The organism is Paenibacillus thiaminolyticus (genome assembly GCF_003591545.1).
Lineage (GTDB): Bacteria > Bacillota > Bacilli > Paenibacillales > Paenibacillaceae > Paenibacillus_B > Paenibacillus_B thiaminolyticus_A.
In genome coordinates this window covers 41,811-62,835 of sequence record NZ_QYZD01000001.1, presented here as the reverse complement: position 1 = coordinate 62,835, position 21,025 = coordinate 41,811, and the positions used below count along the sequence as shown (strand labels likewise).

Annotated in this window: 20 protein-coding genes and 1 tRNA gene; 3 read left to right on the top strand and 18 right to left on the bottom strand. The window is 55.3% G+C overall.

Translation table 11 applies throughout. From position 1 onward, the window contains the following. Nucleotide 1 precedes the first annotated feature (1 nt). From DQX05_RS00305 to DQX05_RS00225, 16 genes are all read right to left on the bottom strand, one after another. Entirely contained in the window at nt 2-187 is a 186-nt protein-coding gene (locus DQX05_RS00305) for a hypothetical protein (RefSeq protein ID WP_119789903.1), read from the bottom strand. A gap of 381 nt (nt 188-568) precedes the next feature. Further along, on the bottom strand, nt 569-1,384 hold the full coding sequence (locus DQX05_RS00295) for an MgtC/SapB family protein (RefSeq protein ID WP_119789899.1): 816 nt from the start codon (nt 1,382-1,384) through the stop codon (nt 569-571). A gap of 370 nt (nt 1,385-1,754) precedes the next feature. After that, complete coding sequence (locus tag DQX05_RS00290) at nt 1,755-1,976, bottom strand: cold-shock protein (protein ID WP_119789897.1); 222 nt, start codon at nt 1,974-1,976, stop codon at nt 1,755-1,757. Nucleotides 1,977-2,061: 85 nt separating this feature from the next. Next, on the bottom strand, nt 2,062-2,262 hold the full coding sequence (locus tag DQX05_RS00285) for a cold-shock protein (protein ID WP_006678561.1): 201 nt from the start codon (nt 2,260-2,262) through the stop codon (nt 2,062-2,064). A gap of 259 nt (nt 2,263-2,521) precedes the next feature. Beyond that, a complete protein-coding gene (rnr, locus tag DQX05_RS00280) occupies nt 2,522-5,386 on the bottom strand; it encodes a ribonuclease R (RefSeq protein WP_119789895.1) in 2,865 nt (954 codons plus the stop codon). A gap of 334 nt (nt 5,387-5,720) precedes the next feature. Next, nucleotides 5,721-5,957: a preprotein translocase subunit SecG gene (gene secG, locus DQX05_RS00275; RefSeq protein WP_040733900.1), complete on the bottom strand. Its 237-nt coding sequence runs from the start codon at nt 5,955-5,957 to the stop codon at nt 5,721-5,723. A 177-nt stretch (nt 5,958-6,134) separates the two neighbouring features. Beyond that, entirely contained in the window at nt 6,135-6,959 is an 825-nt protein-coding gene (pdxK, locus tag DQX05_RS00270; RefSeq protein WP_119789893.1) for a pyridoxine/pyridoxal/pyridoxamine kinase, read from the bottom strand. 144 nt (nt 6,960-7,103) lie between these two features. After that, nucleotides 7,104-7,961 carry a DUF4097 family beta strand repeat-containing protein gene (locus tag DQX05_RS00265; protein ID WP_119789891.1) on the bottom strand — a complete coding sequence of 286 codons (858 nt, stop codon included), beginning with the start codon at nt 7,959-7,961 and terminating at the stop codon, nt 7,104-7,106. Further along, nucleotides 7,962-8,675, bottom strand: a complete 714-nt coding sequence (locus DQX05_RS00260; RefSeq protein ID WP_119789889.1) for a DUF1700 domain-containing protein — start codon at nt 8,673-8,675, stop codon at nt 7,962-7,964. A gap of 49 nt (nt 8,676-8,724) precedes the next feature. Then, nucleotides 8,725-9,114, bottom strand: coding sequence for a PadR family transcriptional regulator (locus DQX05_RS00255; protein ID WP_119789887.1), 390 nt, complete (start codon nt 9,112-9,114; stop codon nt 8,725-8,727). A 290-nt stretch (nt 9,115-9,404) separates the two neighbouring features. Then, complete coding sequence (gene eno, locus DQX05_RS00250) at nt 9,405-10,691, bottom strand: phosphopyruvate hydratase (protein ID WP_119789886.1); 1,287 nt, start codon at nt 10,689-10,691, stop codon at nt 9,405-9,407. A 56-nt stretch (nt 10,692-10,747) separates the two neighbouring features. Further along, entirely contained in the window at nt 10,748-12,289 is a 1,542-nt protein-coding gene (gpmI, locus tag DQX05_RS00245) for a 2,3-bisphosphoglycerate-independent phosphoglycerate mutase (RefSeq protein WP_119789885.1), read from the bottom strand. A 1-nt stretch (nt 12,290) separates the two neighbouring features. Continuing rightward, nucleotides 12,291-13,043, bottom strand: coding sequence for a triose-phosphate isomerase (gene tpiA, locus DQX05_RS00240; RefSeq protein ID WP_087440241.1), 753 nt, complete (start codon nt 13,041-13,043; stop codon nt 12,291-12,293). A 60-nt stretch (nt 13,044-13,103) separates the two neighbouring features. Then, complete coding sequence (locus DQX05_RS00235; protein WP_119789884.1) at nt 13,104-14,285, bottom strand: phosphoglycerate kinase; 1,182 nt, start codon at nt 14,283-14,285, stop codon at nt 13,104-13,106. Nucleotides 14,286-14,756: 471 nt separating this feature from the next. Next, the gene (gene gap, locus DQX05_RS00230) at nt 14,757-15,764 is read right to left on the bottom strand and encodes a type I glyceraldehyde-3-phosphate dehydrogenase (protein ID WP_220483149.1); all 1,008 of its coding nucleotides are present in this window, start codon (nt 15,762-15,764) and stop codon (nt 14,757-14,759) included. A gap of 31 nt (nt 15,765-15,795) precedes the next feature. Then, complete coding sequence (locus tag DQX05_RS00225; protein WP_119789881.1) at nt 15,796-16,851, bottom strand: sugar-binding transcriptional regulator; 1,056 nt, start codon at nt 16,849-16,851, stop codon at nt 15,796-15,798. Nucleotides 16,852-17,348: 497 nt separating this feature from the next. On the opposite strand from DQX05_RS00225, the gene DQX05_RS00220 reads away from it, so the two are divergent. The 3 genes from DQX05_RS00220 to DQX05_RS00210 all read left to right on the top strand — a co-directional run bounded on the left by DQX05_RS00220 (nt 17,349) and on the right by DQX05_RS00210 (nt 18,195). Then, nucleotides 17,349-17,693: a DMT family transporter gene (locus DQX05_RS00220; protein WP_119789879.1), complete on the top strand. Its 345-nt coding sequence runs from the start codon at nt 17,349-17,351 to the stop codon at nt 17,691-17,693. After that, nucleotides 17,693-18,007, top strand: coding sequence for a DMT family transporter (locus tag DQX05_RS00215; RefSeq protein ID WP_119789877.1), 315 nt, complete (start codon nt 17,693-17,695; stop codon nt 18,005-18,007). The genes DQX05_RS00220 and DQX05_RS00215 overlap by 1 nt, the downstream gene beginning before the upstream one ends. Before the next feature lie 113 nt (nt 18,008-18,120). Next, nucleotides 18,121-18,195, top strand: a tRNA-Arg gene (locus DQX05_RS00210). Between the two features lie 650 nt (nt 18,196-18,845). On the opposite strand, the gene DQX05_RS31570 is transcribed toward DQX05_RS00210, so the two are convergent. Then, a complete protein-coding gene (locus tag DQX05_RS31570) occupies nt 18,846-19,244 on the bottom strand; it encodes a heparinase II/III-family protein (protein WP_259391711.1) in 399 nt (132 codons plus the stop codon). Between the two features lie 118 nt (nt 19,245-19,362). Beyond that, the gene (locus DQX05_RS31565; protein ID WP_259391710.1) at nt 19,363-20,235 is read right to left on the bottom strand and encodes a hypothetical protein; all 873 of its coding nucleotides are present in this window, start codon (nt 20,233-20,235) and stop codon (nt 19,363-19,365) included. Nucleotides 20,236-21,025: the final 790 nt, after the last annotated feature.

Sequence of the window (21,025 nt, the reverse complement as noted above, 5' to 3'; positions counted from 1 at the left end):
GTTAAAAATAAGTTAAAGATTGCAGGACAATGCTTTTATGGAGCCAAGGAAGGAACAGATCGTTTTCCAAATACGTTACCGCTTCTCTTAGCTCGATGGCTCTGTACGGATTTCCCGCAGCTGCCGAATCCCATTCCAGGGCTTCCCCCTTCGGTTCCGCTTGCGCTCCCACAACAGTTTCCAGCATTCATAAATGAAAATCCGGAATAGCCATGTTTTTGCAATATGCCGAGAAAGAGTGAGAAAACATGTCAGCTAAATGCCACCGCATCGGCCCATCCGTTTTCACCTTTCGAAGCTGCGAGCTCTTCGTGCGTTTAGAAAGAAGTGGATTGACGATCAGACGTCTCACCTCCCGGGCTGCCAAGTAGGTCTACGCCCCTAAAAGCCCCATCTTTCTTCCGGCTACCCGCCATCATAAGATGCCTCCAAAAAAGGCCAACCAGAAGTTTCTGGCTGACCTAATAATACGAAAATCCCCATCCGACTCAAGCCGATACCGGCGCCATTCCCAAACTTCCACACCTACAAGTCAAATCATCACCCCGTGCAAACCGAAACAATCACTTCAGGACACAAGCCGCACATCCCGAACGCCTTCCTTCGCGAGAAGCAGCTCCGAGCACGCGGCGATCGATTTCATGTCCTCGGCCAATACCTTCAGCTCGATGCGCACATAGCGGCCGGAACCGGCCTCCCCATCCGCAGGGTCTTGCTCATCCTCATCTCGTCCTTCCACCTCATCAGGCTCTTCAGAATCACTTGCTTCTTCCCGTACCGGCTGCAGCCATCGGGTCCAGCCCTTGCTCCGTGCAGCGGACACGGCATGCATGCGGAAGCTGCGCACCGACATGCCCTGCGCCTCTACTTCCTTCGTCATCGCGGTCAGCCAGCCCTCACGTTCGTCAGCGATAATCTCCAACAGATGAAGACGGTGGGCGACCCGGTTTTTGATATCATACTGATTCAACACCCACAGCGCGACCAGCGATAACCCGCAGCCGAGCAGCGCCGCCGTAATGAAGCCCGAACCACAGGCCAGCCCGATCGCAGCCGAGACCCACAGGGAAGCGGCCGTCGTCAGACCTTTGACGCTTGTGCCGTTCCGAATAATCGTACCCGCTCCGAGGAACCCGACCCCACTGACCACCTGAGCCGCAATCCGGGCCACATCGACCTGCGCCTTGCCCTGCCCATCGAGAACGGGAAATCCGTACACCGAGATCAGCATGACAAGCGCCGACCCGAGACTAACCAGCATATGCGTGCGCAGGCCGGCGGCCTGGCTTCGCTTCTCCCGCTCCAGACCGATGATGCCGCCCAGCACGACGGCCAGGACCATACGGAGCACCACATGAACCAGAGAAATATCCGCAGGAGTCATCTGCCATCACCTTACCCTTCCTCTCCCAACAATAACAATATGTACATTATACCATATGTATGCCGGCCGATTAACCGTTAACATAACTCGGGAGGGTGGGTGCCCATAGGAATAGAATGTCCAATACCTAACCATCTCTTGGCTCTGGCGAACAGACCATTCAAGCCACACAGGCGCATTTGAGGGACCTGAGGCCAATCAAGAGTACTTCAACATAACGCAGCAAGGGCCGACCGCATAAGCGGAAGGCCCTCAACATATAACCTGCAACTGCATCTATTTCCGATTCATCAACCAAGGAACCATCCCCTGCTGTACAAGAAGCCCACCGTCAGTCAGCTTCTTGATATGACAGAGGAGTATAGCGCGGCTACTCGTCTGATTTCTTCGACTTGGAATCGCCGTTCGTATTGACAAGCAAAGGCAGCATTTTCATATCACGTGCCATGGCAGAGGAGCACATCGGGCAAGTCGGCTCCAGATCGAAGGCAAAATTGTCCCGCATCCAGCCGTTGCAGTCCTCATTCGTGCACGACCAGATTGCCGTGTCCTCCACCGGAATTTCCTCTACTGGCTTCTTGCGATAATTCATCTTGATACCCCTCCTCTTTGATAATCGGACCAAAAGAAAGAACTGCCCCTCACGTATGTTCAGAGCAGTCCGGCTTGGCTTTTACTTACAGCTTGGTTACGTTTTCCGCTTGTGGTCCGCGGTTGCCTTGTACCACATCGAATTGTACGCGTTGGCCTTCGTCCAAGGACTTGAAGCCGTCACCATTGATTGCGCTGAAGTGTACGAATACGTCACTGCCGCCTTCGACTTCGATGAAGCCGAAGCCTTTTTCTGCGTTAAACCATTTTACTGTACCTGTTTGCATGGATAAACCTCCAAAAATTAAATGAATATGATCCATTTTTTACATCAAATATAAAAAAATTCACATATTGAAAAAAGTTCCATTGTGTAAAATGATACCCTTTTCAATATGTGAATAGCGGTTCAAATTTAACAACAAGGTTAGTATAACATATTCGATTATAAATAGCAAATCATTTAGAAAAGTTTTTCAGCAAAAGGGGAATTTGGATGATCGGCCGAAGGAGCGGCCCCGAAGGGCCGCCTGGCCGTTACATGCCTTACCGCTTCTTGCGCACGAACTTCGCCGTTTGGCTGCTTGCCTTCCGCTTCTTGCGCGCGGCTTGGCCCGCTTGCTTACGCGTCCGGGCGGCAGGCTCGCCGATGAAAATGCCGCTCTCGGACGTGCTCTTGCGGCCCGTCTTCCCGCCGCCGCTTGGCTCGTCGCTGCTGCGCCGGCCGTATCCGCCGCGTCCGGAGCCGAAGTCGAAGCGGCGCTGTGTCTCCTTCGCTTCCGCTTCGGCATGCTCGATCAGCTCCTCGACCCAGTTCTCGCCATCCGACAGCGAACCGGCCTTCTCCGCCTTGCCGCCTCTGTCCTGGCCGAGGCTAATGCCGCCCTTGCCGCGCGCCCGCTCGCCGTTGCTGCGCTCATACGGATTCACCTGCGGCTCGTTCCCGCGCCGGCCGCGGCCTCGTCGGCCCTGCCGCTCGCGGAACTCGGCCTGATTGTACCAGTCGCCCTCGAGCGACTCGGCCAATTCCTCCGCGTCCGCTCCCGGCGAACCCGCCGGCTGCGTCCCGGCGTTAGTCCCACCGCCGCGCCATGGCTGCGGCGCAGCCTCCGCGCGGGCGCCCGGGCCGCCCTGCCGCCCGCGGCGCCCATTGCTGCCGCCGCGCTCATCGCCCCGGGCGGCGCGGTTCCCGCTGCGCTCGGCGCCTTTGCCCCCGCGGCTGCGCTTGCGCAGGTCCAACCCGAACTCGCGCACATCCCGGTCGCTATACCGCGGCGAGCTGCTCACGAGTTCAAAATCAACCGTGTAGTCCTCCAGATTGACCCGGCCTACCCGGATGCGAACCTCGTCGCCAATACGGAAAATGTTCGACGTGCGCTCCCCGACCAGCAGCATATGCTGCTCGTGGAAATGATAATAATCATCCGTCAGATCGCTCAGCCGGATAAGTCCTTCGACCGTGTTGTCCAGCTCGACGAACATGCCGAAGCTCGTCACACTGCTGATGATGCCGTCGAATTCCTCGCCGATTTTGTCGAGCATGAACTCGGCCTTCTTGAGCGCCTCCGTATCCCGTTCGGCATCCACCGCCACCCGCTCGCGCTCCGACGATTGCTGCGCAATGTCAGGCATGCGCGTCTGCAAATACTCCTGCCGCTTCTCGGACAGCGTCCCGCCGTTCTGGATCACCTCGCGGATGATGCGGTGAATGACGAGATCCGGGTAACGCCGGATCGGCGATGTGAAGTGCGAATAGAACTCGGCGGCCAGTCCGAAGTGGCCGGTGCTCTCGGCATCATACTTCGCCTGCTTCATCGACCGCAGCATCATCGTGCTGATCACCGTCTGCTCGCGCGTGCCTTCGATTTCCTCCAGCAGCATCTGCAGCGAGCGCGGATGAACCGAATTGCCCTTGCCGCGCACAACATAGCCGAAGTTGGCCGCGAACGCCATAAAGTGGAACAGCTTCTCCGCGTTCGGCTCCTCGTGAATCCGGTACAGGAACGGCACGCGCAGCCAATGGAAATGCTCTGCCACCGTCTCGTTCGCCGCCAGCATGAATTCCTCGATAATCTGCTCCGCGATCGAGCGCTCCCGCTTCACGATATCGACAGGCTTGCCCTGCTCATCCACGATTACCTTCGACTCCTCGAAGTCGAAATCAATCGCTCCGCGCTGCATGCGCCGCTTGCGCAGCTTCAGCGCCAGCTCCTTCATGAGCAGGAAGAAGTCCTCCAGCTCCGCATAGCGCGCACGAACCTCCGGATCCTCACCTTCGACGATTTTGCGCACATTCGTATACGTCATCCGCTCCACTGTCCGGATCACGCTTGGGAAGATATCATGGCGGATCGGCTTCATCTTCTCATCGAACTCCATGACGCAGGACAGCGTCAGCCGATCGACATGCGGATGAAGCGAGCAGATGCCGTTCGACAGCCGGTGCGGCAGCATCGGGATGACCCGATCCACCAAATAAACGCTGCAGCCGCGCGCATATGCTTCCCGGTCCAGCTCCGAGCCTTCCGGCACATAATAGCCGACATCGGCAATGTGAACCCCGAGCTCATAATGCCCGTTCGGCAGCTTCACCAAGTGGACCGCATCGTCAAGATCCTTCGCATCCTCTCCGTCGATCGTCACGATCGTTCTGCCGCGCAGATCCCGGCGTCCCTGACTGACGATCTCCTCTTCGCTAATCGCATCAGGAACCGCCTCCGCTTCGGCCATCACCTCGGCCGGGAAAGCCTCCGGAAGCTGATGCTTGCGGATAATCGACAAAATATCGACGCCCGGATCATCCTTATGCCCGAGCACCTCGATGACTTCGCCCTGCGCCGCCGCACGCCCTTCCGGATAGACGATGATCCGGACGACGACCTTCTGCCCCGTTACCGCGCCATGCATATGCTCGCGCGCGACGAAGATATCCCGGTTAATGCGCTTGTCATCCGGAATAACGAAGCCGTACGATTCATGATTTTCAAAAATGCCCACAATCTGCTCCACCGCACGTTTGACGACGCGCACGACCGCGCCTTCCATCCGAGTTCCGTCCGTTCCCTTGCTGGTGATGCGGACGAGCACGATATCGCCGTGCATCGCCGTCTTCATATCGTTGGCATGAATGTATACATCGGGATGCCCCGTTTCATCCGGTATCAGAAATCCAAACCCCTTCGCATGCGCCTGCAGCCGTCCGCGCAGCAGGTTCATTCGCTCGGGAACGCCATAACAATCCGACCGGGTACGGAGAATCTGGCCTTCTTCCTCCAGCCGGGCAAGCATTGCAAGAAATGCTTTGAAATCGGCAGCATCCTGAATATCGAAATGCTGCTCCAGTTCTTGATAGGTCATCGGCTTATAAGCGGTTTCGCGCATAAAATCCAACAACTGTTGTTCCGTTATCATGTCCTCACCTCACACCTCGCCATGACCTTGCTTGTAACAGTATACCAATATATACCCCCGTATACACGTAATAAATGCGAAAACATCAGCAGCCGCGGCGTTCCTTCCATTCGATTGCTTCCAGCAGATTCAAGAGCCGCTCCTCTGGCACAGAAGAAGGCTTAGTACCCAGTCTTCCCGGAGAGGCGGAAATCGTGCCATGCAGTTTTTGCCGTACCTCAGCCGGTCCATCCGTTCGCCACCTGCTAACGACAACCCGTTCAAGCCGTCCCTTCACAGACCGGCATTCAAACAGCAAAAAAGCGGAGACGTCCGTCCCCGCTTGCTCATTTCATTATTTCGTTCCCAAATAAGCCACAATCATCGATACAATCATAAAGCCTGCAGCCGTTACGATGGTTGCACGCTGCATGAACAGCTCCAACCCACGCGCCTTTTGCTTTCCGAAGAGATGTTCCGCACCGCCGGAGATGGCGCCTGACAGGCCGGCACTTTTCCCTTTTTGCAGCAGGACTATGCCAATTAATCCGATTGAAAAGATGACGAGCAATATTTTCAAGAAAATTTCCACAACTTCCACCTCCAATGCGATAACACCTTCGAAAACGTTCAGCTGCATGAAAACAGCAATATTATTGTAGCACAGGACTACACATTAGGCAAGGACCTCGCCCTGCTGCCACTAAAAAGTTGAACAGGGCTTCCCGAAGGCTTGCCCCGCTTCCGGATGCCCGCAGCCCAACTTCCCTTACTCCTGCTCGCCGTGCTGAACCTGGCGCAGCGCATTATGCCGAACCGGTCCGACATACTGGTTCAGGCGGAACGAATGGCGGATCGCTTCCGTAATGAACCGCTTCGCCGTATGGACGCTGTCGCGCACCGAATGGCCCTTCGCCAGCTCGGCGGCAATCGCGGCCGAATACGTGCAGCCTGCACCGTGCGTGAAGGTGGTGTCGATGACTTCCGCCTCCAGCAGCTCGAAGTCCGCTCCGTCATAGAGCACATCGACCGAGGTCGGCAGGCCAATCTTGGAGCCGCCCTTCACGAGTACATACTTGGCGCCTTTCTCATGGATCAGAGCCGCCGCCTGCTTCATCTCGTCCAGCGAACGGATCGGAGCCATGCCTGCCAATTGCGAGGCTTCGAACAGATTCGGCGTAACGACAGTCGCCTTCGGAACAAGAATGTCGCGCAGCGCGTCATTCGTCTCCGGATGTAGAGCTTCATCCGCTCCTTTGCAGACCATGACCGGGTCTACGACCACGTTCGGAATGTTATGCTTCTCCATCGTCCGCGCAGCCAATTCAATGATATCAATCGAACCCAGCATCCCCGTCTTCATGCCTTGAATGCCTACGCTCAAAATCGTCTTCAACTGTTCTTCTATTGTCGACAGCTCGATCGGGAAGACGCGGTGTGCCCAAGAGTCGTCCGGGTCCATCGTAACAATAGTCGTAAGCGCGGTCATGCCGTATACACCGCGTTCCTGGAATGTCTTCAAATCGGCTTGAATGCCTGCGCCCCCGCTGGAATCAGAGCCTGCCAATGTGAGTACTTTCTGAATCGGTTTCATCGTATTGCCCCTTTTCATGCCGCAAAGTTAAAATGAATTCATTATAGAGGTTGTTCAAAAAATCGTCTTTTAACCGCAGCCGGCCGCCGACGCCTTGAACATTCGCTTATAACCGATTATAATCACATCTCCCGAGATCACAAGCTATTTTTCGACAATGGTAATCTCCCCAAGATCCGCTCTTGCCCGAATCACCATATCGCTTTTCATTTTCGAATCCGGCGCGTCGATATCTCCCAGATTCGTACGCAGATCATATACGCCGTCGAATTGAGGCGATACCGATATTTTGATGCTGCCGAGATTGCTGCTGGCCGTTATCGGATGCGGTTCCTTCTGATCGATGACGATATTGCCGGCATCCGCCTTGGCCGTGACGGGCTGAATAGTATGCAGCAGCTTGACCTGGCCGAGAGAGGAGCTTGCATCGATCACCGCATCCACGTCCTCCGCCAGCACCGAGCCGGCGTCCGAGGACAGCTGCACTCGGTTACCTTGCAGCTGCTTTACAATGACTTCCCCGAGATTGCTGTTCGCCTCCAGTTCATCTACCCGGCCGCCGGAGATGTGAATTGTTCCCATGGCTACATTAGCCTTCAGACGCTCCAGTACCTGTGTCTCCGTCGCATGAATCGTGATTTCATGCTTCTGACTTTGCGTGTTGACGCCGATAAGCCGAATCCATTGCTCCGGCTCCCTGGTTCGGTAGTCGAGAACAAGTGTTCCATTTTTCACCTTCGCCTCGCTCAGGTTGGATACCACCTTATCCGGTGCCTGCCCGTTAATCTCGATTTTGTTCTCCCCGTCGAACACCCAATTGACCTGAATACTGCCGCGGTCTCCTTCCAGCTCGAGCCGCTTCAAATCCGTTCCGGCCTCGATCGTATATTCATAATGCGGGAGCTGGGAAGTGGTCAGCGTCTTGGTCCCGAATGCAAATAGACCTAATACACCGGCAGCAATGCAGCCGATTCCGACCATATTCAGAATGGACTTATTCATCTATCTTCTCTCCCTTCCTGCAACCCAATAGAAATACATGCTATTCAGGCGGCCATAGGCGCGGAACAACAGGCCGATGCCCTGAATCATGAAAATTCCGATACCGAACATGATGAACATGATGGACAGTTCCGCTCCGTAGAAAGCTCCCCCGAAGGCCAGCTTCAACAGATACAGCAGTGGAGCAATCAACAGAGTGAACCCGACGCCAGCCAGGGCAACGCATAATCCCCATCCGGCGATAAGCAGCGGAACAGCGAAAAAACAAGAGAAGATAGCGCCGATAATACTGATCGCGCTTCTCGGTGGAGGGCCATACCCGTCCCTGTAAGGCATATCATACATCGGCGGCGGCATAGGCGGCGTTCCGTGCGGTGTTCCGTGCGGTGTTCCTTGCGGCACATCATGCGGCCCACCATGATGGCCACCATGCGGGCCGTAGCCTGCCCCCTGCATGTCCGGCTGGTAAAAGCTTGCAGGCTGGTCTGCCCGGCCTTCGTTCCCTCCGGCATTCCCCTCATCCCGGGCCCCCAGCAGCTCGACCGCCAGTTCTTCCGGATCGCCGAGCTCCCTTGCAATCTCCTCTTCCGTCCGCCCTTGCTGTTCGCCGAATGCGAAATGGGCGCTGTATTCCGCTAAAATCTCGTCCCTATCTTCAGGCGGGAGCGACATCAATCCATACTTCAGCTTTAATAAAAAATACTCTTTATGCACTCTTTCTCACCCCTGCAATCAAATGTTCTACCTTCTTAGACTGAAAAAATCAGACGTTCCCTTCCGCCTCTGCGTGAACGGCCTCGCCGTTGTCTTCGTTATCAAGCTCCTGGTCTCCATCGGCAGCCGTATCCAGCAGCCTTTGCACGCCGTCGACGAACTTCTCCCATTCGCTGACCAGCTCCATCATGTACGCCTTGCCGGCAGGGGTCAGCTTGTAATATTTGCGCGGCGGTCCTTCCGTGGATTCCTGCAGGTAGGTCGTGCAGTGCCCATCCGCGACCATGCGGCGAAGGACGGGGTATAATGCCCCTTCCGCTACCTCCACATGCTTCGATATTTGCTGCGCGAGCTCGAAGCCGTACCGATCGCGCTGATTGATCAGCACCATCACGCATAAGCCGAGCACGCCTTTTTTGAACTGAATAATTTCCTTCAATATCGTTCACCTGCCTTATATCGCAATACTCTGCACTACTCTATGTTATGATCAACAATCAGTATTGTTCATTGAATAGTAGCTGATATACATTATATCCAGACCGCGACCCTCACCGCAAGAGGCAAATGTAAAAACTAGCCTCAGGTCCAGCTTATGCCTGAACTTTCGTTTTAGGACAACTGTTGACCAGCACCCTATCATTTCAAGGGGCTCTATCCCTAAGCAATAAAAAACCGGACCCCCTCAGGAGTCCGGTTCGCTTAGACGTCCGCTTGTTTCGGCTCGTCTTATTTTTTGAGGTTGTAGAACGACTTCAGGCCATCGTAGCGGGAAGTTGTGCCCAGGTTGTCCTCGATGCGGAGCAATTGGTTGTACTTCGCTACGCGGTCCGTACGGGAAGGTGCGCCCGTTTTGATTTGACCAGCGTTCGTTGCCACGGCGATGTCGGCAATCGTGCTGTCTTCGGATTCGCCGGAACGGTGAGAGATAACCGCTGTGTAGCCTGCACGCTTCGCCATTTCGATCGCATCGAACGTTTCGGTAAGTGTACCGATTTGGTTCACTTTGATCAAGATGGAGTTGCCGATGCCTTTCTCAATACCGGTAGCCAGACGCTCGGTGTTCGTTACGAACAGGTCGTCGCCGACGAGCTGAACTTTACCGCCCAGCTTGTCAGTGAGCAATTTCCAGCCATCCCAATCGTCTTCGGAGCAGCCGTCTTCGATCGTGAGGATTGGATATTTGTCCACCCAAGAAGCGAGCAAGTCAACGAATTCAGCGGATGTGAAGGATTTGCCTTCGCCAGCCAGCGTGTATTTGCCGTCTTTGTAGAACTCAGTGGAAGCGACGTCCATGCCCAGGAATACTTCTTCGCCTGGTTTGTAGCCTGCTTTTTCGATTGCTTCGATGATGATTTGGATAGCTTCTTCGTTCGAACCGAGGTTCGGCGCGAAGCCGCCTTCGTCACCTACAGCCGTATTCAAGCCTTTGCCTTTCAATACGGATTTCAGGTTGTGGAAAATTTCCGCACCCATGCGAAGCGCTTCTTTGAAGTTAGGAGCGCCAACAGGCAGAATCATGAACTCTTGCACGTCTACGTTGTTGTCCGCATGCTCGCCGCCATTGATGATGTTCATCATCGGAACAGGCAGCTGCTTCGCGTTGAATCCGCCCAGGTAAGTGTAGAGAGGCATATCAAGCGCATGCGCCGCTGCGCGAGCTACCGCCATCGATACCGCCAGGATCGCGTTAGCGCCCAGCTTGCCTTTGTTCGGCGTGCCGTCCAGCTCGATCATGGTGCGGTCGATCAAGACTTGATCCAGCGCGTCCATGCCGATAATTTCAGGAGCGATAATTTCGTTTACGTTTTTCACGGCGTTTTCCACGCCTTTGCCGAGGTAACGGCCTTTGTCGCCGTCGCGAAGCTCAACCGCTTCATGCGCGCCAGTCGATGCGCCGGATGGCACGATCGCATGGCCGAAGCCGCCGGACTCAAGCTTTACTTCGACTTCTACTGTAGGGTTGCCGCGGGAATCAAGCACTTCGCGTGCGTATACGTCCATAATCATCGTCATAGGGGATACATCTCCTTTGTCATTCATCTTCTTAGCTTTCACAATAGCTGTATTGATTATTTCTTGTCAATTAACGAAGTCCCGGTCATTTCTTCCGGCTTCGACAGCTGCATCAGATCGAGAATCGTCGGCGCGATATCGGCCAGGATGCCGCCTTCGCGCAGCTCGACGTCCTTCGCGGTGACGATGAACGGCACCGGATTCGTCGTATGCGCCGTGAATGGACGGCCTTCCTCGTCGAACACCATATCGGCATTGCCGTGATCCGCCGTAATCAGGCAGACACCGCCCTTGGCCAGTACCGCTTCGACGACGCGGCCCATGCACTCATCCGTCGCCTCGACCGCCTTGATCGTCGGCTCCAGCTTGCCGCTGTGCCCGACCATGTCCGGGTTGGCGAAGTTGAGAATAATCGTGTCATGCACATCCGATTCAATCTCGCGCACAGCCGCTTCGGCCACCTCATACGCGCTCATTTCCGGCTGCAGGTCGTAGGTCGCAACCTTAGGGGAAGCGATCAGAACGCGCTTCTCGCCTGGAAGCTCCACGTCACGGCCGCCGCTGAAGAAGAACGTCACATGCGGATACTTCTCCGTCTCGGCAATGCGAAGCTGCTTCTTGCCCTGCTGGACAAGCACCTCGCCAAGCGTATTATCAAGCTGCTTCGGCTTGTACGCCACGAATCCCCCGACGGTCTCCGCGAACAGCGTCAAGCAGACGAAGTACAGGTTCTTCGGGAACTGGTCTCCCCGGTCGAAGCCGCGGAAATCTTCGTTCGTGAACACCTGGGACAATTGAATCGCCCGGTCCGGGCGGAAGTTCGAGAACACAACCGCGTCGTTGTCCCGCACGAGGCCGACCGGTTCATTGTTCTCGTCGACGATAACCGTCGGCATGACGAATTCGTCAAATACCGACTGCTCGTACGATTCCTTCACCGCTTGCAGCGGATCGCGGTATCTCGGCCCGTCGCCGTATACCATCGCGCGGTATGACTTCTCCGTCCGCTCCCAGCGCTTGTCGCGGTCCATCGCATAGTAACGGCCTTGCACCGTTGCGATGCGGCCGACGCCAAGCTCGTCGATTTTGGCCTGCAGGCGCTCGATATAACCGATCGCACTGTCCGGCGCGACGTCGCGGCCATCGAGGAAGGCGTGAATATAGACCTTCGTCAAGCCGGCCTTCGCAGCCATTTCAAGCATAGCGAGCGTATGGTCAATATGACTGTGCACGCCGCCGTCCGACAGCAGGCCGTACAAATGAAGCGCCGTATCGTTCGCTTTCGCATGCTTGACAGCCCCGAGCAGCGTCTCGTTCTCGAAGAATTCCCCTTCGCGGATCGATTTCGTAATCCGGGTCAGATCTTGATAGACGATACGGCCCGCGCCGATGTTCAGATGGCCCACTTCGGAGTTGCCCATCTGGCCTTCCGGCAGACCGACCGCTTCACCACAGGCGGTAAGGGTCGTATGCGGGTACGTATTCATATAACGATCGTAATTCGGCTTCTTCGCCTGCGCGACCGCATTGCCTTCCGTCACGTTGCGCAGTCCGAAGCCGTCCATAATAATCAGAGCTACAGGTCTAGGTGCAGACATCTTACTTCGCCCCTTCCACCAGTTGAATGTACGAACCCGGCTGCAAGCTGGCGCCGCCTACCAATGCGCCGTCTATATCGCTCGCTCCCATATATTCGCGAACATTCTCTGGCTTCACGCTTCCGCCGTACTGAATGCGGACCGCTTGCGCCACTTCCTCATTGTACAAGCCGGCGACAACGCTGCGGATGTAGCTGATCGAGTCATTTGCATCTTGAGCCGTCGAAGATTTGCCCGTGCCGATCGCCCAGATTGGCTCATAAGCGATGACGACAGTCTTCGCCTGCTCCGCGGACAGGCCTTGGAACGCCGCTTCCGTCTGCACTTTGCACACGTCGTTCGTCTTGCCGGCTTCGCGCTCTTCCAGCGACTCGCCGACGCAGACGATAGGCGTCAGGCCATGCCGGAATGCGGCATGCATCTTCTTATTCACGATCTCGTCCGTCTCCGCGAAGTACGCGCGGCGCTCGGAGTGACCGATGATGACATAATCTACGCCGAGGTCTTTCAGCATCGCACCGCTGATCTCCCCCGTGAATGCGCCGGAATCCTCAAAATGAAGGTTCTGCGCGCCAATCTTGATAGATGTTCCCTTCGCTGCTTCCACCAAAGCCGGCAAGTTCGTGAACGGTGCGCAGATGACGCTTTCTACGCCTTCTACTTCCGCCTTCCCTTTCACGTCTTGAATGAAAGCGACGGCTTCCGGGACCGTTTTGAACATTTTCCAGTTCCCTGCAATAATCGGTTGTCTCACGCAAGCTCAACTCCTTCTGCACAGCAGAAGCGGCGGGATCGCCGCTGCCGCTTCACTTCCTTACTTATCGTTCAATGCCACTACGCCAGGCAACTGCTTGCCTTCCATGAATTCGAGGGACGCGCCGCCGCCGGTCGAGATATGATCCATCTTGTCTTTCAGATGGAATTTCTCTACCGCTGCCGCAGAATCGCCGCCGCCGATGACCGTATAACCTTCGGTCTCTGCGCAAGCCTGAGCGACTTCGAGCGTTCCGTGAGAGAACGGTTCGATCTCGAACACGCCCATTGGTCCGTTCCATACGATCAACTTGGAGTTCTTGATGACATCCGCGTAGATTTCGCGCGACTTCGGCCCGATGTCAATACCTTCCCAATCCGCCGGGATCTCGTCGATAGCGACGATCTTCGTATTGGCATCCGCGCTGAAATCATCCGATACGACGATATCGACCGGCAGGTAGAAATTCTTGCCGAGCTGCTTCGCCTTCTCGATGAAGCCAAGCGCGACATCCAGCTTCTCATTGTCGCACAGCGATTGGCCGATCTCGTAGCCTTGCGCTTTGAAGAATGTGTAAGCCAGACCGCCGCCGATAATGACGTTGTCCGAGATTTCCAGCATCTTGTTGATGACGTCGATTTTGTCTTTGACTTTGGAGCCGCCGATAATCGATGTGAACGGACGTTCCGGATTGGACAACGCTTTGCCCAACACCGACAATTCCTTCTCCATCAGCAGACCGGATACGGCTGGCAGATGATGCGCGATGCCTTCAGTCGAAGCATGCGCCCGGTGCGCTGCACCGAAAGCGTCGTTCACATACACGTCCGCAAGCGCTGCGAACGCCTTCGCCAGTTCCGGATCGTTCTTCTCTTCGCCTTTGTGGAAGCGAACGTTCTCCAATACGACAATGTCGCCGTCGTTCATGCGGTTGATCTCCGCTTGCACCTGCTCGCCGATCGATTCGTCCAGCTTCTTGACCGGCTTGCCGAGCAGCTCGCTCAGTCGGTTCGCCGCAGGCGTCAGACGCATCGACTCGACCACCTCGCCTTTCGGACGTCCCAGGTGGCTCGCCAAAATAATCTTGGCACCTTGCTCCGCCAAATACTGAATCGTAGGCAATGTCTCGCGAATCCGGGTATCATCGGTAATCTTGCCGTCTTCCAACGGCACGTTGAAGTCTACCCGCACAAATACGCGCTTGCCTTTTACGTCGATGTCACGCACGCTTTTCTTGTTCATCTCGCGTTCCTCCTATCACTCGCATGAACGGGCCTCTCTTCGAGAAGCTTGCGTTCATCGGCTCCATACGGTTCTGTTCTCTGTCCGGTATGCGGTGCTGCCGCGGCAGCTTCGCTCTCTATTCGCTCTCTATTCGTTCTGTATTTGTTCTGTATATCTTTCGTTGCCGTCTCTTTCTAAGTCTAAGCGGGCTCTATCTATTTTATATCTTGTACGGTTCGGTTCGTATTCCTTACGGAATCGTTCACGGGCTCTCTCCAGCCCTGCCGCCCTGCTTCCAGTCCACGGATGGACCTGACAGGAGCGTCTCTATCTATCGTGCGGCGCCGGATTCGGTACGTTCATGTCCGGCTTCTCTATTCATTCTTGTATCTATTCGGTCAGGTTCTCGATATGCCGTACGCGCACGTATGCATGGATCAAAGAGGAGCCCTTTGCGGTTACTCCTCTTTGATTGTCAATGCTATGCGATTACAGGCCTTTTTTGGCGATAAAAGCTACCAGGTCAACAACGCGGTTGGAGTAGCCCCACTCGTTGTCATACCAAGATACGACTTTTACCATATTGTCGCCTACAACCATCGTCGACAGCGCGTCGATTGTGGAAGAAGCTGGGTCGCTGTTGTAGTCGCTGGATACGAGCGGCTCTTCGGAATAGTTCATGATGCCTTTCAGCGGGCCGTTAGCCGCTTCTTTGAGGGCACCGTTCACTTCTTCAACCGTTACGTTTTTGGACAGTTCAACGACCAGGTCCGTTACGGATACGTTAGGCGTAGGAACACGCATAGCCATACCGTTCAATTTGCCTTTCAGCTCAGGCAATACCAAGCTAACCGCTTTTGCAGCGCCTGTAGTGGAAGGAATAATGTTCTCAGCAGCTGCGCGAGCACGACGCATATCTTTGTGCGGCAGGTCAAGAACGTTTTGGTCATTGGTGTAAGAGTGAACGGTTGTCATCATGCCTTTCACGATGCCGAACTTGTCGTTCAACACTTTCGCGAATGGAGCCAAGCAGTTCGTTGTGCAGGAAGCGTTCGAAATGATGGTGTGGTTAGCAGCATCGTATTTATCTTCGTTAACGCCCATAACGATCGTGATATCTTCGTTCGTAGCAGGTGCGGAAATGATAACTTTCTTCGCGCCGCCTTTCAAGTGCATTTCAGCTTTGTCTTTCGCTGTGAAGATACCCGTCGCTTCAACAACGATTTCAACGCCGTTAGCGCCCCATGGCAGGTTCTCAGGGTTGCGCTCAGCGAAGACTTTCACTTCTTTGCCGTTAACGACAATCGCGCCTTCTTTGGCCTCTACCGTAGCGTCCAGTTTGCCGTGAGTCGTGTCATATTTCAACAGATGAGCCAGAGTTTTGACGTCTGTCAGATCATTGATTGCGACAATTTCGACTTCCGGATTACCCAGAGCTGCACGGAACACGTTACGACCAATTCGACCAAAGCCGTTAATACCCACTTTCACCATGATGATTCCTCCCATTTCCTAAGTAGATTGATTTTTATTGCTCAAGACGGCCCGTAGGCACATCGAGACCACTATGCTTCAATACTTCAACCGCTGCCGCTTCATCAATGACCAGAATGTCTTCATGCCCGTGGCGCAGCACGGCTGCAATGGCTTCGCCCTTGCTCTTCCCGCCTGCGACGGCGATTACCACTTCAGTACGCGTTATGTCCTCCAGGCGCAAGCCCAGAGACAACATCGTATGTACGACGCGGCCATCCCGGTCGAAGTAATACCCTAGCGCTTCGGCGACAGCTCTCTTGTGCTTCAATTCTTCCCGTGTGGCTTCGTCTACCTTCCGGCGCGCAGCCATCACTTGGGCGTCTCCGATGCCGTGCACGATGATGCGCGCTTGCCGGATAACCCGCAGAATCTCCTGAATATTGGGCTCTTGCTTCAACGATTGGTACGCTTCTTCACTCAATTGATCGGGTACATGAAGCAGCCGGTATTGAGCTCCTACGCGCTTAGCCATCGTCGAGGCAATCGTATTCGCCTGGTATTCCAGACTCTCTCCCAATCCCCCTCGGGCCGGTACGAACCAGTTGCCCTTCCATGGTGTGGCGCTCGTCAATTGATCTGCCACCGCAGCCAATGTGGAGCCGCCGGTCACCGCGACAACATCTTCCTTGCCCATGACGCTGCTGAGAGCGCTGCATACTGCGGTGCCCAATTCATCCTTCACGGCGGGCGACACATCCGAATCGCCAGGCACGACGATGACCTGAGTCAGTCCGAAGGCCTGACGGATGCTCTCCTCCAGATGGCGCATGCCGAGCAGTTCGCCCATCAAGGGCTCCAACTGGCGGACAAGCTGCCTGCCTTCCTCGCTGATGCGCATGCCCATGCTGTCGATCTCGATCAGGCCCTGCGCCTTCAGCAGGTCCGTCTCCGCCCGCAGCACGCGCTCGGTCATCTGCAATGACGTCGCGAGCGTCCTCCTGCCGATACAGTCGGACAACATGATCTGATGCAGGATGGTGTAACGCTTCTTCAACAGTTCGATGAGTTCGGGCAGTAGTCGCTTCTGTAATTGTAACCAATCACGCATTTCTCTCCACTCCTGCTCCGTAACCAACCATTGGACCAAAAACGTCCCATCGCAACGATTTGTGTCCCACCATTATTCTAGCGAATAATCGAGCAACTTGCAAGTATCCCGCCTCTATAATGGGCAAGGAAAGAATAACTTATTCATTGTATTGCCCAGCAGACGGCTGATTATATCTCCGCCTATCGTATCTTACCCATTTGCAGCTCTTTTTGGACAAGGCAAGAGTCCGGCTCCGGCCGCGAAACCGCATAGATTCGGGAATGGCCTTTACGAAAAATCAATGATGGTGTAAAATGAATGACAGTCAGTCACCCCGTTTCCGGCAAACTATGATTTACTACGGCGGTGAAAGCACATCTTTAATTCGCTGGCCGGATGAACCGCACCGCCGGCAAGAAGAATTATTTGTATCATCACGCGTTCCGTGCAGTACACCATTCTCACGCATGAATGTCCTGCTGCATTGGCATTGTAAGACAACAGGAGGTTTTATTATGGCTTGGCTGCTTGTTCTTGTCGCCGCCTTAATGGAGATTGTGTGGGCTTCCGGCCTGAAGTACGCATCAACGACATGGGAATGGATCGGCGTTATCATACTCATTACAGTCAGCTACCTATTGCTTATCCAGTCCTATCGGAGGCTGAATGTCGCTATCGCCTATACCGTGTTCGTCGGCATCGGCACGATCGGCACCTATGTGGCCAGCATCTATCTGGGTGAAGCGTTCAACGGGCTGCAAATAACGTTCCTGCTCGTGCTGCTGACCGGCATTATCGGCATGAAGCTGTCGACCCCGAACCGCGAGGAGAGCGGGAACCGTGAAGGGAGTGAGTCCTAATGGCCTGGTTTTATTTAATCTTGTCCGGTCTGGAGGAGATCATTTCGGTCGTCGCCATGAAGTATGCTGATGGCTTCAAGAAGAAGACGCCGCTTGTCATTATCACGCTCGGGCTCGTCGCTTCCATTTATTTGCTGACCCACGCGATGAGCGTCATCCCTGCCGGGGTCGCGTATGCGGTCTGGGCCGGTGTCGGTGCCGTCGGGATTACGCTCGTCAGCTTGTTCTGGTTCAAGGAGCACTATACCCGGAAGCAATTCTTTTTCCTGGCGCTGATCGTCGTCGGTATTATCGGACTCCGCCTGACAACCTGAGCGTTGTTCTGGTGTTCGCTGCCTGTCATTATCGAGTCTTATTTATTTCATTTATTTTACTCTTGCATTCCTGTGGCCTATCCACTATAATAAATTTTGCGTCTTCTGATTGTGCGCCCGTGGTCCAATGGATATGACGTAGGCCTCCGGAGCCTGAGATCAAGGTTCGATTCCTTGCGGGCGCGCCATAAGCATCTTGATGATGCCTTTGTTATGAAGCGATATATTTAACGAATAGCCTACAGACATTCAGAACATCTCGAACCGCTCCTTCCGCATAGGGAGCCGGGGACGGATGTTTTTTCGTTTTTGCTGTAAAAAGAGAGACGGCCAAGCGGCCGTCTTTTTTAGATCTCCGGGCCGAATTCCTTCACCGGATCCCGCTTCTCTTCTCTTGCGTGCAGCCTCGTTTCTCCGGCCTACTGCCTATCGAACACAAACCGCCAACTGTCCTCATGAATCGGCCGCTTTGCGGTCAGGCGTACCCGATAGATCGTGCCGCCCCATGAGGCATATAACCGCTCGTCTTCCACCGCGATTGGCTCCAGCCGGGTATTCCACAGCGTCTCGTCATAAGACATGCAGGCCTTCGGGATCCCGGCTTCGTCAGCCAAGACTATCCGGCCGGACTCGAAGCGCGGCTCATTGGGGCACATCCAGTTCAGCGACACGTCGCTGCTTGGCGCCTCCAGTTGCACCGTCTCTTCTACAATGATGCGGGCAGCGGAGACGCTCTCGCCTTGCCCGCTTCCCCCCGGCTTCTCCCGCAGCAGCGTGAAGATGCGCGTCCATCGGCAAATGCCGGAGGCCGCAGGATAGGCCGGGGCAATGTCAGCCGTTAGGCGCGATAGACCGCCAGCCGCTTCATGACGGGCTTCACCGACCGGAAAGTGCGCCCAGGCGCTTGCTCCGCCCCGTTCACCGTCGGGACGTTGTGATATCCGGACTGCATCGTCCAGATCGAATACCGTTCCGGGCTGAACGTCTTCGCCGTGTAGGTGCCGACGCCAGCGTCGATCCACAACGGGCATTGATCGGCATAGACGATGAAGCTGCCGATGTCATTATGGTTGTGGCTCTCATCGTTATGACCGCCCTTCGCGGCCAGGAACCAGCCGTCGCCCCGCTCCCGCGCCACCATCACTTCCACGCCCGGCATCCATCGGTCGAGCGGCAGCGCCGGCGGCTCCGCTGCCGGACCTTCCATATCCGGCAGCGCGAACAGGTCGAAGAGCATTCGCTGCAGGCCGGAATCTCCTCACCCTCCCAATAGCGATGCCCTCCCTGCCGGCGGTAGACATGCCGCCCGAAGGCCTCCAGCCGGGCATCTCCGACCGCCTGGCCGAAGCGGGCAATCAGGCCGGGGGCACGGTAATTCTCGCCGCCGAATCGGCGAAGTTGACATATGCATCCCCGCCAATATGCATATGGAGAATATAAGCGGCCATATTCCGGATTTTCGGCTCATGGAATACATCAATCGCACCGTCCGTGGCGCCATGCAGAAGCTGCAGGGCATCATACAGCGAAGCGGCTGCCCGCACCCAATAAGCGGGACCTTCATCGCACCCGCCATCCTCTTCATAGGAAGCGATGAACCGGTCGAGGCTGCGAAGCGCCTTGTGGACAAGAGCAGTGGGGCGCTCCGCCTTCTCCTCGGCGAGCAGCAGCACGGCCAGGCAGTTGGCATTGCACCATGGATTCCAGTTGTTGATGAGGAGATCTGGCTGGAACGACATCCACCAGTAGCCGTCCTCCCGCTCGTACGAATCGAGGATGCGCGTCTCCAGCTCCCGGCGAAGGTGCTTGCCCAGCGGGGGACAATGGTCATCCAGCGCATCTCGGAGCACATAGTACGACCAAGCCAGCATGGCTGCCGTCTCTCCGGCGCCGAGATCGATGACCGGCCGCTCGATATCGGGAAGCGAATTTCTCTTCACGCGGCTACTCCCGTTCAGATGAGCTGGCCAGCACCAGGTACTCTCCTCGCACATCGCCCAGATGCCGTTCACGAGATTATCCAGGAAGCGCCTTTCATATTCCATGCATTCGGCCAGTACGAGACGAACCAATGCCTTGCGGCGCGCGACATAAGGCTCCTGATACCGCGTCCGGTTCCCCGTCCGGACATAATCCATATACAAGGTGGCTGGCAGCGCTGGCCACTCCATGCCGAGACAAGCCTCTGCCTCGCGAATCCAGAACGACCGGAGTCCAACGCCAGCCAAGCGTCCCGCCGCGCAGCGGCCGGAACCGGTTCATAGACAGGAAGTGGAGCGAGCGCCACTCCGATAACGTCCGGACGATACTTTTCTGTCAGCATAAATCATAGCCTCCTTTTCTTTTGCCATGTTGCTTCCGAATCTGAACGTTAGCGCTTTCAATTATGCTATACTAGAACATATTTACCCCGACATTTTGAAAATGATAGTCGCAGCAATGCGCCGACGCCATCGGCCTGAACAGGGACAGTACCGCAAGCAGATGGCCGAACAGGAATAAGCCATTAGGCAGTTCTATGGGGCCTGACGCCGTCTCATTTCTGCGATCTGGTCTGATGACCGTGTCATTTCTACGATACCGGTCTGACGCGCCTCATTTCTGCGAGACAAGTCTGAGCCACACTATTGAGATGTGATTCCCGGCCTAGTGCCCATCAATACTGCAAAAGTGCAGGATTTTCACCGAAGCCTCTTTTCGCCAAAGTGAATCCTGCAAAACTACATTAATTTTAGCTCTAGATGGGGCAAGCTCGGAAAAAGCGAGCAAAATCCTGCATATTTGCAGGAATCCTAGCGAATTTGCCCGGAACAAAGATAAAATGCTGCATTTATGCAGGATTGGTGCGTCCAAGTCGGTAGAAAGGTGGTATGAGAGGCGATCACGTCTATGACCGCCCTAATGCGAGTCCGAACATCATCGGGGCGAGGCGAGCATCTGGCGGGGGATGCAGGTTATCTCGCGCATCGCTGTTACCCCCAGCTAGGCGCAGCGACCATGCATCATACGGTACGCCGT

Bases quoted from the DNA above. Each gene is read 5' to 3' on its own strand.
- DQX05_RS00265 (WP_119789891.1), bottom strand. From the start codon at position 7,961: ATGAATAAGTCCATTCTGAATATGGTCGGAATCGGCTGCATTGCTGCC.
- gpmI (WP_119789885.1), bottom strand. From the start codon at position 12,289: ATGTCTGCACCTAGACCTGTAGCTCTGATTATTATGGACGGCTTCGGA.
- DQX05_RS00225 (WP_119789881.1), bottom strand. From the start codon at position 16,851: ATGCGTGATTGGTTACAATTACAGAAGCGACTACTGCCCGAACTCATC.
- pdxK (WP_119789893.1), bottom strand. From the start codon at position 6,959: ATGAAACCGATTCAGAAAGTACTCACATTGGCAGGCTCTGATTCCAGC.
- DQX05_RS00290 (WP_119789897.1), bottom strand. From the start codon at position 1,976: ATGAATTATCGCAAGAAGCCAGTAGAGGAAATTCCGGTGGAGGACACG.
- DQX05_RS00305 (WP_119789903.1), bottom strand. From the start codon at position 187: ATGCTGGAAACTGTTGTGGGAGCGCAAGCGGAACCGAAGGGGGAAGCC.
- DQX05_RS00220 (WP_119789879.1), top strand. From the start codon at position 17,349: ATGGCTTGGCTGCTTGTTCTTGTCGCCGCCTTAATGGAGATTGTGTGG.
- DQX05_RS31570 (WP_259391711.1), bottom strand. From the start codon at position 19,244: ATGCTCTTCGACCTGTTCGCGCTGCCGGATATGGAAGGTCCGGCAGCG.
- DQX05_RS00215 (WP_119789877.1), top strand. From the start codon at position 17,693: ATGGCCTGGTTTTATTTAATCTTGTCCGGTCTGGAGGAGATCATTTCG.
- eno (WP_119789886.1), bottom strand. From the start codon at position 10,691: ATGACGATGATTATGGACGTATACGCACGCGAAGTGCTTGATTCCCGC.
- DQX05_RS00285 (WP_006678561.1), bottom strand. From the start codon at position 2,262: ATGCAAACAGGTACAGTAAAATGGTTTAACGCAGAAAAAGGCTTCGGC.
- rnr (WP_119789895.1), bottom strand. From the start codon at position 5,386: ATGATAACGGAACAACAGTTGTTGGATTTTATGCGCGAAACCGCTTAT.
- DQX05_RS00295 (WP_119789899.1), bottom strand. From the start codon at position 1,384: ATGACTCCTGCGGATATTTCTCTGGTTCATGTGGTGCTCCGTATGGTC.
- DQX05_RS00235 (WP_119789884.1), bottom strand. From the start codon at position 14,285: ATGAACAAGAAAAGCGTGCGTGACATCGACGTAAAAGGCAAGCGCGTA.